This window comes from Dactylosporangium maewongense, from assembly GCF_039531485.1.
GTDB lineage: Bacteria > Actinomycetota > Actinomycetes > Mycobacteriales > Micromonosporaceae > Dactylosporangium > Dactylosporangium maewongense.
This window is the reverse complement of sequence record NZ_BAAAQD010000010.1, coordinates 336977-351796: the sequence shown is the minus strand read 5'-3', so window position 1 is coordinate 351796 and position 14820 is coordinate 336977. Positions and strand designations below refer to the sequence as shown.

14 protein-coding genes are annotated in these 14820 nt (G+C 71.7%); 6 read left to right on the top strand and 8 right to left on the bottom strand.

The genetic code is table 11. The features are described 5' to 3' along the window. Positions 1–20: 20 nt before the first annotated feature. The 4 genes from ABD332_RS26030 to ABD332_RS26015 all read right to left on the bottom strand — a co-directional run bounded on the left by ABD332_RS26030 (position 21) and on the right by ABD332_RS26015 (position 6666). Positions 21–3734: an ATP-binding protein gene (locus tag ABD332_RS26030; RefSeq protein WP_344504734.1), complete on the bottom strand. Its 3714-nt coding sequence runs from the start codon at positions 3732–3734 to the stop codon at positions 21–23. A gap of 80 nt (positions 3735–3814) precedes the next feature. Continuing rightward, positions 3815–5203: a CBS domain-containing anti-phage protein gene (locus ABD332_RS26025; RefSeq protein WP_344504732.1), complete on the bottom strand. Its 1389-nt coding sequence runs from the start codon at positions 5201–5203 to the stop codon at positions 3815–3817. Positions 5204–5224: 21 nt separating this feature from the next. Then, entirely contained in the window at positions 5225–5725 is a 501-nt protein-coding gene (locus ABD332_RS26020) for a hypothetical protein (RefSeq protein ID WP_344504731.1), read from the bottom strand. Then, on the bottom strand, positions 5722–6666 hold the full coding sequence (locus ABD332_RS26015) for a ParA family protein (RefSeq protein ID WP_344504730.1): 945 nt from the start codon (positions 6664–6666) through the stop codon (positions 5722–5724). Before ABD332_RS26015 ends, ABD332_RS26020 begins: the two co-directional genes overlap by 4 nt. A 294-nt stretch (positions 6667–6960) precedes the next feature. Between ABD332_RS26015 and ABD332_RS26010 the strand changes: the two genes are divergently transcribed. From ABD332_RS26010 to ABD332_RS25990, 5 genes are all read left to right on the top strand, one after another. Beyond that, the gene (locus tag ABD332_RS26010) at positions 6961–7329 is read left to right on the top strand and encodes an Mth938-like domain-containing protein (RefSeq protein WP_344504729.1); all 369 of its coding nucleotides are present in this window, start codon (positions 6961–6963) and stop codon (positions 7327–7329) included. Between the two features lie 43 nt (positions 7330–7372). Continuing rightward, entirely contained in the window at positions 7373–7870 is a 498-nt protein-coding gene (locus ABD332_RS26005) for a shikimate kinase (RefSeq protein WP_344504728.1), read from the top strand. Between the two features lie 81 nt (positions 7871–7951). Next, complete coding sequence (locus ABD332_RS26000) at positions 7952–8134, top strand: hypothetical protein (RefSeq protein WP_344504727.1); 183 nt, start codon at positions 7952–7954, stop codon at positions 8132–8134. A 112-nt stretch (positions 8135–8246) separates the two neighbouring features. Continuing rightward, the gene (locus tag ABD332_RS25995) at positions 8247–9335 is read left to right on the top strand and encodes an LLM class flavin-dependent oxidoreductase (RefSeq protein ID WP_344504726.1); all 1089 of its coding nucleotides are present in this window, start codon (positions 8247–8249) and stop codon (positions 9333–9335) included. Next, complete coding sequence (locus ABD332_RS25990; protein WP_344504725.1) at positions 9332–9958, top strand: FMN reductase; 627 nt, start codon at positions 9332–9334, stop codon at positions 9956–9958. The genes ABD332_RS25995 and ABD332_RS25990 overlap by 4 nt, the downstream gene beginning before the upstream one ends. A gap of 58 nt (positions 9959–10016) precedes the next feature. Here the strand turns inward: ABD332_RS25990 and ABD332_RS25985 are convergent, their stop codons facing one another. From ABD332_RS25985 to ABD332_RS25975, 3 genes are all read right to left on the bottom strand, one after another. Continuing rightward, entirely contained in the window at positions 10017–11078 is a 1062-nt protein-coding gene (locus tag ABD332_RS25985) for a hypothetical protein (protein WP_344504724.1), read from the bottom strand. 26 nt (positions 11079–11104) lie between these two features. Beyond that, a complete protein-coding gene (locus ABD332_RS25980) occupies positions 11105–12010 on the bottom strand; it encodes a hypothetical protein (RefSeq protein WP_344504723.1) in 906 nt (301 codons plus the stop codon). A 169-nt stretch (positions 12011–12179) separates the two neighbouring features. Beyond that, positions 12180–13295 carry an SPFH domain-containing protein gene (locus tag ABD332_RS25975; protein ID WP_344504722.1) on the bottom strand — a complete coding sequence of 372 codons (1116 nt, stop codon included), beginning with the start codon at positions 13293–13295 and terminating at the stop codon, positions 12180–12182. A 79-nt stretch (positions 13296–13374) separates the two neighbouring features. Between ABD332_RS25975 and ABD332_RS25970 the strand changes: the two genes are divergently transcribed. Next, the gene (locus ABD332_RS25970) at positions 13375–14055 is read left to right on the top strand and encodes an NUDIX hydrolase (protein ID WP_344504721.1); all 681 of its coding nucleotides are present in this window, start codon (positions 13375–13377) and stop codon (positions 14053–14055) included. Here ABD332_RS25970 and ABD332_RS25965 read toward each other — a convergent pair. Continuing rightward, positions 14034–14819 (bottom strand): ABC transporter permease, encoded by a 786-nt coding sequence (locus tag ABD332_RS25965; RefSeq protein ID WP_344504720.1) that lies wholly within the window; start codon positions 14817–14819, stop codon positions 14034–14036. The genes ABD332_RS25970 and ABD332_RS25965 overlap by 22 nt on opposite strands. Between the last annotated feature and the right edge of the window lies 1 nt (position 14820).

The window sequence follows — 14820 nt, the reverse complement described above, 5'->3', positions numbered from 1 at the left end:
CGGCAGACCTGAGACCTGCGTCAGACGTGCGCGCGCAGCTCCGCGAGGGTCGTGACGCCCAGCTTGCGCCGGATCGCGGCGAGCGTGTCGCTGACGGTGTGCGGGGTCAGGAACAGCGCCTGCGCGATGTCACGGTCGTCGGCGCCGCCGACGGCGAGGGACGCGATGCGCCGCTCGCCGGTGGTCAGCGTCACGGACGGCTCCGCGGGCACGGCCTCGCCGAGGCCGGTGAGCGCGGCGGCGACGACGGCGCGCAGCGGGGCGGCGCCGCACTCCTCGGCGAGGCCGAGCGCCGCGCGCAGCGTCGCCGGGTCGCGGTCGAGCTCGCCGAGCGCGAACAGCGCCCGCGCGTGCTCGAGGCGCGCGTGCGTGCCGGCGAGCAGCTCGACGGCGGCCACGAGCTCCGCCCGGTCGCCCCGCAGTGCCCCGACGGCCCGCAGCGACCGCCCGACGCCCTGCGGCGCCCCCCACCGCCGCATGCCCGCCAGATCCGCCGACACCAGCGAAAGCGCCTCGGACGAGCGCCCGAGCGCGGCCAGCGCGTTGGCCCGCAGCGACCGCTCCTCGTACCACAGCGGGTTGCCGGCCGCCCCCACGTCGAGCAGCGCGAGCGCCGGCTCGAACGCCCCCTCGGCGATCAGCAGGGCCGCCTCGGCCTGCCGGAACAGCCGGATCCCGTCGCCGACCCGCGGCCGGCCGCGGTGCCCGTCGACGAACGCGCGGGCCTCGGCCAGCTCACCCCGGTCGACGAGGGCCCGGACCAGGCACGCCTCGCCGTAGGAGATGCCGAGCGCGGGCGCGCCGCCCCAGCGCAGGCTCTGCTCGTTGGCCGCGATCAGCGAGGTGCAGGCCTCGGGCAGGTCGCCGCGCAGCCACTCCCGCCACCCGCGCCACAGGTGCGCGGCGAGCACGGTGAACAGCGACCCGCGGGTGTGCCCGAGCGTCAGCGCGTCGTCCCAGAGGGTGCCGGGATCCTGGTCGGCGCCTTCCAGCACGACACCCGCGATGACCCAGAAGAGCCCCGGGTCGCCGCGCATGAGGATGCCGTCGGCGAGCGCGAACCGGGCCAGCCGCACCGCCTCCTCCAGGTCCACCCCGCGGGCCATCAGCTCCCAGGCGCGGCACGCGGCGAGCATCCGCGCCCCGAGCCCGTCGCCGGAGATCACCGGCACCTCGGCAGGGAACGAGTCCGGGGCACCGCTGTACATGTATGCGGCGATGCGTTCCAGGGCCTGCATCCCCTGCCGCTCGTCGACGAACCCGGCCGCGAGGCGCGCCGACGCCCGCCGCGCGAACTCCGGCGCGTTCCCCTCGGGCCCGGCGAAGATCAGCGTGTGGATGAGCATCCGTGCCACCGCGGCGAACGTGACCGGGTCGGTGATCGGGTCGTCGTACGCGGCCCGCAGGTGCGCGATCGCCGCCGGACCGTCGTTGAGCGTCTCCACCTGCCCGAGGGCGAGCAGCACCGCCGGGCGCTGCGGCGGCGCGGGCGGCTCGGCCAGGGCCCGCCGCAGGTAGGTCGCGGCGCCCTCCGGCGCACCCCGGTGCAGCGCCGTGTCGGCCGCGGCCCGCAGCACGTCGACGACCCACTGGTCGGCGCGCTCCGGGATCTGCAGCAGGTGCGCGGCGACCTGCTCCGGCGCCGCGGACAGCCCGCTGAGCACGCGGGCGGCCCGCTCGTGGTGCAGCTGCCGCTCACCGGGCGGCAGGTCCTGGTAGACGGCGTCGCGGACGAGCGGGTGCACGAACCCGACCGGGTACTCGTGCCGCACCACCTCGGCCCGCGCGAGCGCCGCGACGGCGGCCGCGGCGGTGGGCTCGTCGACGCCCGCGAGCGCGGCGATCGTGGGCAGGCCCGCCCCGTCGCCGAGGACCGCGATGGCCCGGGCGACGGCGGTGCTCGCCGCCGGCATCCGCCGCAGCCGGATGAGCACCATGCTGGACACGGCCCGCGAGCCGATGGCCGTCACCGTGCCGGCGTGCGCGTCGGTGGGGCGCACGCCGTTGGCCTCCAGGGCCCGCAGCAGCTGGCGCAGCAGCAGCGGGTTGCCGGACGTGGTGCGGTGGCACGCGTCGACGAACCGCGGCTCGGCGCCGTCGCCCAGCCGCTGCCGCACGAGGTCCGCGACGCCGGCGGCGCTCAGCGGGCCGGGCCGCACCGGCGCGGCCGCCGGGTCCAGCTGCAGCTCGGCGAGCAGCGCCTCGTCGTCGTACTGTTCCCCGGTCCGCAGCGTCGCGACGAGCAGCACGGGCAGCCCGTCGAGGCGGCGCACCAGGTACGCGAGGAACCGCAGCGAACCGGTGTCGCACCACTGCAGGTCGTCGACGACGATGGTGACGGGCCTGGTCGCGGCGACGTTCGCGGTCAGCCAGTAAAGCCCGTGCAGCGCCGCGAACGTGTGGTCGCCGCGCTCGCCGTCCACCGCGAGGTCGAAGACGGACGCGGCGCTCGCGGCGGCGCCCGCCAGGAGCCGTTCCCGCTCGGCCGGGTCGGTGAGCAGCGCCTCGAACAGCTGCCGCACGACGCCGAAGCCGAACTCCTTCTCCAGCTGGCTGCCGCGCGCCGTCAGCGTGAGCGCCCCGTGCCCGTCGGCGATCCTGCGCGCCTCCGTGAGCAGCCGGCTCTTGCCGATCCCGGCCGGGCCCTCGATCATCGCCAGCCGCGGCACCCCACCGAAAGCGTCGGCCGCCGCCATCCGCAGCTCGGCCACCTCCGCGTCCCGGTCGACAAGGTGCTCGTCCGGCGTTTTCCGCGTCTGTACCGCCACCGGGTCGACCCTCGGCGCCGCGCCGGCCGGACCGGTGGCCGCCGCGTGCACATCGGACCGGTGCGCCGGCACGCCCTCGCCCGCCGTTTCCCCTGCCACCGGATCGCTCGTGGCGCCCGCCCCTGCCGGAGCGCCTCGTTCCACCGGCGTGCCCTGGCTTGCCGGCGTGGTCGGCGCGGCCGGGGCGTCGAGGGACTCCGACTGGGCGAGCACCTCGGCCTCCAGCGCGCGCAGCGCCGGCCCGGGGTCGACGCCGAGCTGCTCCGACAGGGTCTGCCTGGCTCTGCGGAGCGCGGCGAGCGCATCGCCCTGCCGGTGCGCGCGGTACAGCGCGAGGACCAGCAACCGCCAGCGCTGCTCCCGCAGCGGCTCCTCCGCGACGAGCGCCTCCAGCTCGGGCACCAGCAGCGCACTGTCGCCCAGCGCCAGCCGCGCCGCGAGCAGCTGCTCCCGCGCCACCTCGCGCAGCTGGCGCAGCCGCGCCGCTTCCGCCTGCGCCCAGGTCTCGTCCGCGTACTCCGCGTAGGCCGGCCCGTGCCACAGCCGCAGCGCCGCCTCGAGCAGGTCCCGCTGCGCGGCCGGGTCCGCGGTGCCGAGCGCCTCGGTGACACCCCGGTCGAAGCGCCACGCGTCGACGGCCCCGGCCTCAAGGGTCAGCGCGTAGCCGGGCGGCCGCGACACGATCACGTTCCCGCGCGCCCGGGCCGTCGCACCGGGCTCCAGCCGACGGCGCAGGTGCGACACGTACGCCTGCAGCGCCCCGGCCGCGTTCGCCGGCGGCTGCCCGCTCCAGACACAGTCGATGAGCCGGTCGGTGGGCACGATGTCGCCCCGGTTGACCACCAGCACCGCGAGCACCGCCCGCTGCCGCCGCCCCCCGAGGTCCACGACCTCCCCGTCGACCGTCGCGGTCATGTCTCCGAGCACACTGACCCACAGCCTGCCGGACAGCGGCGTGACCTGCACCGACCCTCCCCTGCCCGCACCGACCTGAGCGAACAAGGTACCCCGCACGAGGCGAACGTCTCCTCAGCCGTTCACCCCGATCATCCACTGTACGTGCGGAGGACGGCGTTCAGCCGCCGAAGTTTGTTGACGGCATCCGCCGGGATGGGATCAGGGTTGAAATGCATCACGTCGTTTCGGACCTTCCGGATCTCGCTGAGCCGCATGATGAACGTCGCTCTGTCCAGCCGCCACCCCAACTTGGCCCAGATTGCCTGGTTGCCCAGCACCTGCTGATAGTCACCCATGGTCATCTCGTCGACTGATTTCACCGGCCGGCTGCACAAGCTTGCTACCTCGTCCAGTTCGAAGTTTCGCGCGATGACTCGCCGAAGGGTCTGGTCGAGCTCCCCGATCTGGAAGAACGGAGTCGCCATCTCGCCGTAAATCTGGACGACGTCAGCGGTGGTGACGATGCCCGCAATGACGTTCTTCTCATTACGAACAAAGACAAAGCCGGCCTGTTGCAACACCGGCAGGACATCGATCAGTTCACGGTCATACCGCACCTCGTGAACATTCTGATCGATGGCATCCGAGAAGGGGGCGTCGCCTCCAGCGTGCCGGGCGTGGGCAATCGACCTCCACGTCACGGCTCCGCGCAGGTTGCGAGGACCGTTGAGCACGGCGAGTTGGGAGTAGTCGTTGAGAAGCATCGCCGTGATGGCCTCGTCAAACGACGCGTTGGGAGCGACCGAAGTGATACCGCCGAGGGCAGACGGCAAGTTGCCCACCGTCAGTCCAACCGGAGCGCCGGCGTCCTCTTCGTCCGTGGTTGCAAGGACCTCCGCGACGTCGGCGGGCGTGTCCTCGTCCGGCTCATCACTGGCGGTAAGCAGCCGGACGTTCGCGTCCAGCGTGACCTTTCGGAAGCTGGGTGAGGTGACAAGCCCGTGATTGGCCAAATCCGCCTCGATGCGACTGATCTGGTCGCCTCGTCCCTTCGCGCCCCACAACGACAGCAGTTCGCGCACCGAGATCTCCTCGGGGTGCTTCGCGTCAGCGCGGATACGCGCCTCACGGAGCCGCTCGTGGACACGCTGGTCGATATTTTCGTCCAAGGCAAGCGGCGCCACTGATGCGGCATTCCGAGCAGCTTTGTCCAGCAGCTCCTGCCGCAAGCCGTCAAGCATGCGACCGTTGCCCTCAACAATCCAAGCCCGCCACCCGTCCACTGCTCTCATCCCGGCGGCAACCATGGCCGCGCGCGACGGCGAGCGGAACTCCTGCCCGTCCTCGAGTTGTATCCGACCAGACTCGGTAACACGAGCCACGTAGGTCTGCCCGATGCGGCGTCGTTCGAATCGCAACGCCGCACCGGGATCGACGAGGCCGTTGTCGACCAGATCCCTCACCGTGACCCTGCGCCCGCCAAGCAGATACATCGAGCGTGTCGCGGTCGAAGGGGACCCGCTCGCGAGATTCACCACTGCCGACTCCAACCGTCGCCGTCACCATTCACGGAGGCCGGCGTACTTCCGCCGCGCACCGATCGCCTGGTTGAGGACCTGCTTCTCGATATCGCCCTTGTTGCCACGAGGGCGGATGTTCAACTCGACACAGACCTGCTTGAGCTGGTCTACGGTCATGCCGCGGGATGAGAGATAAGCAATCCCGTCCTCAAGCGTGCCAAGCTCACGAAGTTCAGCAGCAACAGCCGTAGCGTCGATCGGCGCCTTACCGCGGGACCTGCTACCAGCGCCCTTCGGCGCAGCCGCGGGTGCCGCCTTCGCGGGCGAGGTCCTTCTCCGCCGCACAGAGTCACCCCCCGCCGCCGGCTTCGCTTCAGGCGTCACGCTGGCCACCGCACTTGGCCTCAGGCGCTGATGATCAACAAGCGCCAGAGCGAGACGCCCCTCGGCGAGGGACGTCAGGTCCTCCTCGCTCTGCCCAGCCAGGAAGTCAACGAATCTCTGTTGGATCTGAACCAGCAGTCCGGCAAGGTCGGTCATCCGGCAGCACTCCGCTGCCTGGTGATCGTGGTGATGATCTCCTCCGCAAGGTCGCGGAACTCCGCGGCGACCTCGTCATCCAGCGCTGCCCGCAGCATGGCCGGCACTCCAGTCGATCCAGCATCGCCGAAATGTCGGGGACTGTTACGCACGACGCCGTCCAGAACAGGCACCGACGCGTTCATGCGCACCTCCTCGACATAGTTCAGCTGGGTACCGATCGGCTTATTCGCGTACACTTGGATCATGGTGAAGACAACCCCGGCAAATTGCGGCCGGATAGCCACAAAACCACTATCCGCACTGAATCCGTGCTCAACATAGTCATTGAAGTCTTTTACCAATTTCTGACAGTTTCCCACCAGATACTCAATGCCGAGTGTTGAAAGGTAGTCGGCCTTTGCCGGCACCAAAATATGGTCGCTCGCAACGATCGCGGTCTTGGTAACAAGTCCGAAGTTCGGTGCGCAATCGATGAGCACGAGGTCATACTGCGCGAAGTCAGGCCCTTTCAACGCCTTGAGCAAACAGCCGTGCAGCTCGAGGAACTTACGCTTCGACTCACCGATCGTCGTGCCGCCCAACTTGGCGGCGAGTTCGAGGTCGATGTCGATCAGGCCCAGATGCGAGGCGATGAGGTCGAGTTGCCCATCACCGTCACCGAACCTCCGGTTGACCGGCTCGGGCGTGACGACCAGGTCCGCGAGGTTCGCCTTGCGTCCCGGCATGTCGCCCAGATACCACTGCATGATTGTCTTGTCATCAGCAAGCGACTCATGAAACTCGTCGATACTGTAGAACGAGAACGTCAGGTTCGCCTGAGGGTCCAGATCAACAAGCAGGACTCGATGACCCCGACTTGCTATCTCTGCCCCAAGATTCGCTGTCAACGTTGTCTTGCCGACCCCACCCTTGTAATTCATCACCGCAACGACCTGCATGACCGACCCCCAGTCGAGACACATGCGCGACATCTGACGCTATCGGCAGGCCGAGATCATCTTCCTATCGCTGTCGGGTTGGCGACTCGTGCACGACAAGCGAATTCAGACCAGCGGACGATCACCCTCGATCATCAACACCAACAATCAACTATGCGTCCACCTGATGATTCGTACATCCGTATCATCCTGGACACACATCGTTCGCGCATTATCGCGCCCCAAGCCGGCGAAGTCCACGCCTTGGGCGTAACATGCACGCACTCAATTCGGTCGACAAAGGGAGTTTCCGTCATGCAGGCACGTTCTCCGCGGATCGTGGATGTGAGCTGGGGCAGGATCGAGGTGGAGGAGGTCGGCGTGGTGAAGGACCTCAAGGTCTGGCCGGGTGGCGGCCGGGCCTGGGACTGGGGCGAGACGGGCACCCGGCACTCCCCCGGCGTCCAGGTCGCCGACGTCGAGGAGCTCCTGGAGCACGGCGCGACGGTGGTCGTGCTGTCGCTCGGCATGGACGAGCAGCTCGGCGTCCCCGACGCGACGGTCGACGCCCTCGAGGCGCGCGGCATCGAGGTACATGTGGAGGAGACCCGGGAAGCCATCGACGTGTATAACAGTCTGGTGGGGTCGGCGGCGGTCGGCGGGTTGTTCCACAGCACGTGTTGAGCCGGGAGCGAATCGGGGGCAGCGGGTGCGGCGGGTGTCGGTGGTGGGCAACTCCGGATCGGGCAAGTCGACGCTCGGCAAGGCGCTCGCGACGCGCCTCGGGGTGCCGTTCGTCGAGCTCGACGCGATCCATCACCTCCCCGGCTGGCAGCCGATCGACGTCACCGCGTTCCGCAAGCAGGTCGGCGAGCTCGCCGACGGCGACGGCTGGGTCATCGACGGCAACTACAGCGCCGTCCGCGACCTCGTCTGGGCCCGCGCCGACACCGTCATCTGGTTCGACCTCCCCCGCCGCACCGTGATGCGCCAGGTCCTGTGGCGCACAATCCGCCGCGCCGTCACCCGCCAGGTGCTGTGGAACGGCAACCGCGAGCCCCTCGGCAACCTCTTCCGCCTCGACCCCCAGAAATCCCTCCTGCGCTGGTGCTGGACCCGCCACCACGTCTACCGCGACCGCTACACCCGGGCCGCCACCGAACGCAGGGACCTCGTCTTCATCCGCATCGCCGCCCACCAGGACGCCGCCCACCTCCTGCCCTAGGCCCCGCCAGCTCAGGGGGTCGCCGGTACGGCGCTGGCATCCGGGACGCAGCTGACCGCGTTCGCCGGGCCGGCCGGGACGTTGCTGTCCGACGGGCGGCGGCTGTACTCGGTGCAGGGCAGCGCGACGCACGTGTGGGACCCGGTCACCGGCCACCGCACGGCCACGATCGCCGGGTTCGCGCCGACCTGCCTGCACCGGGGCACCGGGGAGCTGGCGGGGATCGCCGACGGGGTGCTGCTGCGGTGGCGTACGGGACGGTGAGGCGTGCGTTACATCGCGGGGCGGTGGGGCGTGCGATAGTTCACCGGCGGAATGTTTGACTCGGCAGCTATGTTCTACTGCGCGTCAGACCCAGGAGCTTGGAGCGTGCGAGATGCAGTTCGGAGTGTTCACCGTCGGTGACGTCACCCAGGACCCGACGACCGGCCGGGTGCCGACGGACGCGGAGCGGGTCAAGGCGATGGTGACGATCGCACTCAAGGCGGAGGAGGTCGGGCTGGACGTGTTCGCGCTCGGCGAGCACCACAACCCGCCGTTCGTGCCGTCGTCGCCGACCACGATGCTGGGGTGGATCGCGGCGAAGACCAGCACGCTGCAGCTGTCGACCGCGACCACGCTGATCACGACCAACGACCCGGTCAAGATCGCCGAGGACTACGCGATGCTGCAGCACCTGGCGGACGGCCGGGTGGACCTCATGATGGGGCGCGGCAACACCGGGCCGGTGTACCCGTGGTTCGGGCAGGACATCCGCAACGGGATCGCCCTCGCGGTGGAGAACTACGCGCTGCTGCGCCGGCTGTGGCGTGAGGACGTGGTGGACTGGGAGGGCAAGTTCCGCACCCCGCTGCAGGGCTTCACGGCGACCCCGCGCCCGCTCGACGGCGTGCCGCCCTTCGTGTGGCACGGGTCGATCCGCAGCCCCGAGATCGCCGAGCAGGCCGCGTACTACGGCGACGGCTTCTTCGCCAACCACATCTTCTGGCCCAAGGAGCACACTGCTCGCATGGTGGGGTTGTACCGGCAGCGCTTCGAGCACTACGGGCACGGCTCCGCCGACCAGGCCATCGTCGGCCTCGGCGGGCAGGTGTTCATGCGGAAGAACTCGCAGGACGCCAAGCGGGAGTTCCGGCCGTACTTCGACAACGCCCCCGTCTACGGGCACGGGCCGTCGATGGAGGACTTCACCGCGCAGACCCCGCTGACCGTGGGCAGCCCGCAGGAGGTCATCGACCGGACGCTGTCGTTCCGCGAGTACGTGGGCGACTACCAGCGCCAGCTGTTCCTCCTGGACCACGCGGGCCTGCCGCTGAAGACCGTCCTGGAGCAGCTCGACATCCTCGGCGAGGAGGTCGTGCCGGTGCTGCGCAAGGAGTTCGCGGTCGGCCGGCCCGCACACGTGCCGGACGCCCCGACCCACGCCGCCCTGAAGGCGCGGCAGACCGAGAAGGTGGACGCGTGAAGCGCCTTGTGGTGATCTCCGCCGGGCTGAGCCAGCCGTCGTCGACCCGCCTGCTCGCGGACCGGCTCGCCGCCGCGACCGTCCGCGAGCTGGGGGTGGACACCGACGTGCGGGTGGTGGAGCTGCGCGACCACGCGCACGCGATCACCGACCACCTGCTGACCGGCTTCCCTGCGCCCGCGCTCAAGGACGTCCTCGACGCGGTCGCGGCCGCCGACGGCGTGATCGCCGTGTCGCCGATCTTCAACGCCTCGTACAGCGGCCTGTTCAAGTCGTTCTTCGACGTGCTCGGTGACGACGTGCTCGCCGACAAGCCGGTCCTGCTCGGCGCGACCGGCGGCACCGCCCGGCACTCGCTCGCCCTGGAGCACGCGCTGCGCCCCATGTTCACCTACCTGCACGCGGTCGTGGCGCCGACCTCGGTCTTCGCCGCGACCGAGGACTGGGCCGGCGGCGGCGACGCGACGCTGCACCGGCGCATCGACCGGGCCGGCCGCGAGCTGGCCGAGCTCGCCGGCCGGCGCGAGTCGCCGGTGGTCGCCGACCCGTTCGCCCTGACCACCTCGTTCGACGCGCTGCTGTCGGGCCAGGGCCGCGCGGTCACCGACGACCTGCGGCGCTGACCCCGGCCCCGGGCGAAGGCCAAGGTCAGGACCGCACGGCCGCCGACGGTCTGCGGCGCTAGCCCTTGGCCTTGCCCCGGCGCCGGGCGGTCCGGCGCCGGGTGGCGGCGGCCGGTTTGGCCTTCTTCGCCTTGCGCCGCGGGACGGTGGCCTGCCAGCGGCGCTGGCGGAGGATCTTCTCGAACCGCTCGACGAGCCGCTCGCGCTCCTTCTTCGTGCAGCCGAGGTCCTCCGGCTCGAGGTGGGCGATCCGGTCGGCGATGACGGCGGCGGTGGCGTAGCGGGCCCAGGTGGGCTTGCGCCGGGCGAGGTGGCGGGCGTAGGCGGCCAGCACGAACCGCGCCGGCGGGTAGTCGGCGAGCGTCATGCCCTGGCCGGACCCGTCGGCCATCGCCCGCAGCAGCGCGCCGGCGTGGTCGAGCAGGGCGTCGTCCACCTCGTCGGCGATGATCGCGGCGTGCAGGTGCGCGGCGGTCGCGACGGCGCCGGCCGTCACCGCGTCGAGGTCGTCGCCGGCGCACGCGTGGCGCAGCAGCCAGTCGCGCACCTCGGGCAGGACGGCGACGGTGCACAGGGCCTCGACGGCGTGGACCCGGCCCCAGCCCGAGGTGCGGGCGGCCAGCCACAGCAGCGCCTCGATGCCGGCGGGGCCGCGGTGGCGCAGCGACTCGGCGGCGAGCTCGCCGAACTCCGCGGACAGCAGCCCGATCGTGCGGATCAGCTCGATGTCCTTGTCCGAGGTGGTCGCCTCGGTGCCGAGCAGCGCCAGGCCGACGGCCACCTCGCGCCGGTCGACGCCGAAGCGCACCAGCCACCGGCCGGTCCGGCGGACGCGCTTGCGCCCGGCCCGCAGCGCCGCGGCGGCGACGTGTTCGTTGTCGGCGGTCGGGACGTACACCTCGTCGAACGCCCCGACGAGCGCCCTGGGCGCCGCGGCCGGCGAGGCGAAGTGCGCGTCGAGGATCGCGGCGACGTCCGCGCCGACCCGCCGCGCGTCGCGGCCGATGCCGGTGCGGGGGCGCTGGTCGTCGGGGAACGGCTCGCCGCCTGCGGGCAGCGGGTCGTCCTTGCCCTGGCGGTGCAACAGGACCGCGTGGTCGTGGAGCCGTTCACGGATCATGCCCGCAGATGGTGTCACACCACAGGTCACATGACGAGACGCAGTTTTCTGGCGGCGACGCCGATCGTGACCCGCTGCCCCCACGACAGCTCCAGGCGGTCGGCCTCCAGGCCGTCGGCGAACACCACGAGACCCTCGCCCTCGCTCGCCAGCTCCAGGGTCTCGGCACCGTCGAGGCGGCCACTGGTCAAGGTGACACCGGTCGCCGGCGACGGCCACGCCTCGCGCACGAACCAGGTCAGGGCCGCCTCGCCGGGGGCCGGGCTCGCCGGCGCGTCCGCCCGCTGCCGGGCGATCGAGGAGCACCATCCGGTGGCGCCGGTACCCGTCCCGACGACGACGCCGGACGACGAGTGCCGCTCCCGCGCTCCGTCCGATGTGGACAGTGTGTAGCGCGCCGACTGGTGGGTGACGTGCCCGAAGTAGACCTCGTTGAGGCCGAGGAGCTCCTGGCCGTCGTCGAGCGCCGCGGACACCATCGTGCGCTCCTGCGCCGGCAGGCCGGGCAGGTCCCGCAGCAGCCGCTTCAGTGCCTGCGGCTGGTGGCGCACGAGCACGCCAGGGTTCCTGTCCGGCGCCGGGTCGACCCCGATGACGGGCTGCCCGTCGAGGTACTTCGCGACGTTGGCGACGAGACCGTCCTGCCCGACGGCGACGACGACGTCCTCGGGCGAGAACAGGAACCGCGACAGGTCGCCCCGGTCGAGGTGCCCCCGCCGCCAGTCCGCGGGGACGGCCGCGCCGGCGACGGTGAGCGCCGCCTGCTGCGCCGCGTGCCGGGCCGCGACCTCGTCGAGGTCCCTGCCCCGCTGCCGCAGGAAGTACGCGGCGGCGGCGCGGGTGCCGTGCCGGGCGAGCAGCTCGTCGAGCTCGCTGCGCCGCGACACCAGCACCACCCGTGGCGCGAGCGTGCTCACGATGGCCCTGCCCATGCGCTCATGACGAGCCCCTCTCCAATGCTGGCAAGCGGTGCGGGGCCGGCGGCTCAGCCGGTGCCCGATGCGACGATGCGGCGGCGGACGAGGCGGCGGCGGCGGGGCCGCAGGATCCGGTGCGACGCGGACCAGCGGCGGGCCATCACCGTCCGGCTCGACACGGCGGTCACGCCGGGCCGCCGAGGGAGCGGCCGCCGCCGAGGCGGTCGACGAGGCCGGTCAGCACGTCGGGGGTGACGGTGAGCTGGCCGATCTCGGGCAGGTTGCCGGCGAGCTCGCGCAGCGCCAGGGCCTGCAGGACGCCGGGTGCGAGGTCCCGGTAGGCGGCCAGGCGCGCGGCCTCCGCCTCGGCCTCGGCGAGCCCGACGGCGCGGACGCCCTCGGCCCGGGCCTCGGTGCGAGCCCGGTCGGCGTCCGCGTCCGCGGCCGCCGTGACCTTCAGGCGCTCGGCGTCGGCGAGGGCCGTGATCTTCGAGCGCTCGGCCGCCGCGGTGGCCGCGACCTGCTCGCGCTCGGCGACGGCCTGGGCCGCGACGAGCGCCGCGGCGGCGTCGACCTCGGCCTTGCGGCGGGCGTTGGCGCCGTGCTGCTCGACGAGCGCCTGCTCGCGGCGGGCCAGCTCGATCTTGTTCTGCAGCTCGTTCTCGGCGATCGCGCGCTCCTGCTCGACGGCGCGGGCGCGGCGGGCGTACGTGGCGCGGTCCGCCTCCTGCTGCACGGCCTCGCGGGTCGGCGTCTGCAGGGCCCGCTCCAGGTCGGGCTCGGGGCGGATCGCCACGACGCGGGCGCTGACGACGCTGACGCCGGTGTCGGTGAGGCGCGGGTCGCCGCCGAGCGCCTGGCTGACGGCCTCGCGGACGGGCGCGATCCCGGCGGTCAGGGCGTCGGTGAGCGGCAGCCGGGCCAGCAGGTCCAGTGCGGGCTGCTGGGCGAGCTCGGCCAGCAGCGTGGCCACCTGGTCGAGCGGCTGCCCGCGCCACGCGCCGGACCGCGGGTCGACGGAGAAGTCGAGGCGGGCGGCGGCGACGTCGGGGGCGCTGATCCGGTAGGTGACCGTCGCCTGCACCGTGACGTCGGCGAAGTCGGCGGTGCGGGCGTGGAACAGCAGCGGCAGCTCGCGGTCGTCGACGGGGACCTCGGACAGCACGGCGGTCAGCGGCCGGTAGTAGAACGACTGGCCGATGCCCTCGTGCCGCACCTTTCCCTTGACGTGGTGGCGGACCCACGAGGTCGGCGCGCCACGCAGGTGGCGCAGGAAGAAGCGGGTGGTCACGTCGGCCATGTCGGCACTCCCAGGATGAGTTATCGTCGTCTTGACAATAACCGTCGTCGCCCTTTCTCGTCAATGTGGTGATTAATACATGACGTTCGCCGTGACCGTCGATCTGGTGATGCTGACGATCCGCGACGGCGCGCTCAGCGTGCTGCTCATCCGCCGGGCGATCCCCCCGTTCCAGGGCGGGTACGCGCTGCCCGGCGGCTTCGTGCTGCCGGACGAGGACCTCGGCGAGGCCGCCGAGCGGGAGCTGGTCGAGGAGACGGGCCTGCGCGGTGCGGGGCACCTCGAGCAGCTCGGCAGCTACGGCGCGCCCGGCCGGGACCCGCGCGGGCGGGTCGTCACCGTCGCCTACCTGGCGCTGCTGCCCGACGCGCCGGCGCCGCGGGCCGGCAGCGACGCCGCCGCCGCGGACTGGGTGCCCCTCGAAGGGCTGGCGGACCTGGCCTTCGACCACGACCGCATCCTGGCCGACGGGGTCGAGCGGGCCAGGGCCAAGCTCGAGTACACGCCCCTCGCGGCCGCCTTCTGCCCGCCCGAGTTCACCATCGCCGAGCTGCGGCAGGTGTACGAGGCGGTGTGGGCCACCAGGCTGGACCCGCGCAACTTCCACCGCAAGGTCACGTCGACCGAGGGGTTCGTCGAGGCGACGGGTCGCAGCACGGCCGGTGAGCGGGGCCGCCCCGCGCAGCTGTTCACGCGCGGGACGGCCCCGGTGCTCCACCCTCCGCTGCTGCGGAAGGGTCAGTTGCCGGCGCTCTCGTAGCGGCGCAGGCCGCGCGAGAAGACGAACCACGCCACCGTCAGGCAGTAGGCGGCGACGAGCGGCGTCAGCAGGCCCACCCACGCGGAGCTACCGCCGAGCAGGAGGCTGACCGGGAAGAAGCTGACGAACGCGAACGGCAGGGCGAAGCCCAGCGCCGCCTTCAGCGCCAGCGGATAGATGGACAGGGGGAAGCGGGCGAGGTCGCCGACCTGGTGCACGGCGAACGCGAACAGCGGGCTGGGGCTCTGCATCCAGAACGACACCGCGTTGGTCGCGAGGTTGATGGCGACCTTGATGGCGATGGCGGACACCAGCACCACGACGGCGACCGCGACCCGGCCGGCGGTCCAGTCGATGTCCAGGTGGGTCAGCGCCCCGCCGAGCATCAGCCCGCCGGTGACGATGTTGGACAGCCCGTTGATCCCGATCTGCATGCTGCTGACCTGCAGGACGATCGGGTACGGGCGGACCATCATGTAGTCGAGGTCGCCCTGGTTGATCTGCCAGGCGAGGTTCCACATGCCCTCGAAGAACAGCGAGCCGACGCCCTCGGCGATCGCCACCATCGCGAACATCGCCACGACCGCCCAGAACGACCAGCCGTTGATGTGCGGCACCTTGGCGAAGATCGCCGCCAGGAACGCGACGTTGACGACCTGCATGACGACCGTGCCGGCCATCATGATCCAGAAGTCGCTCTCGTACTCCAGCAGCGAGCGCAGGTGCGCGCCGAGCAGCCTTACGTAGAGCCGGACCGTGCGCATC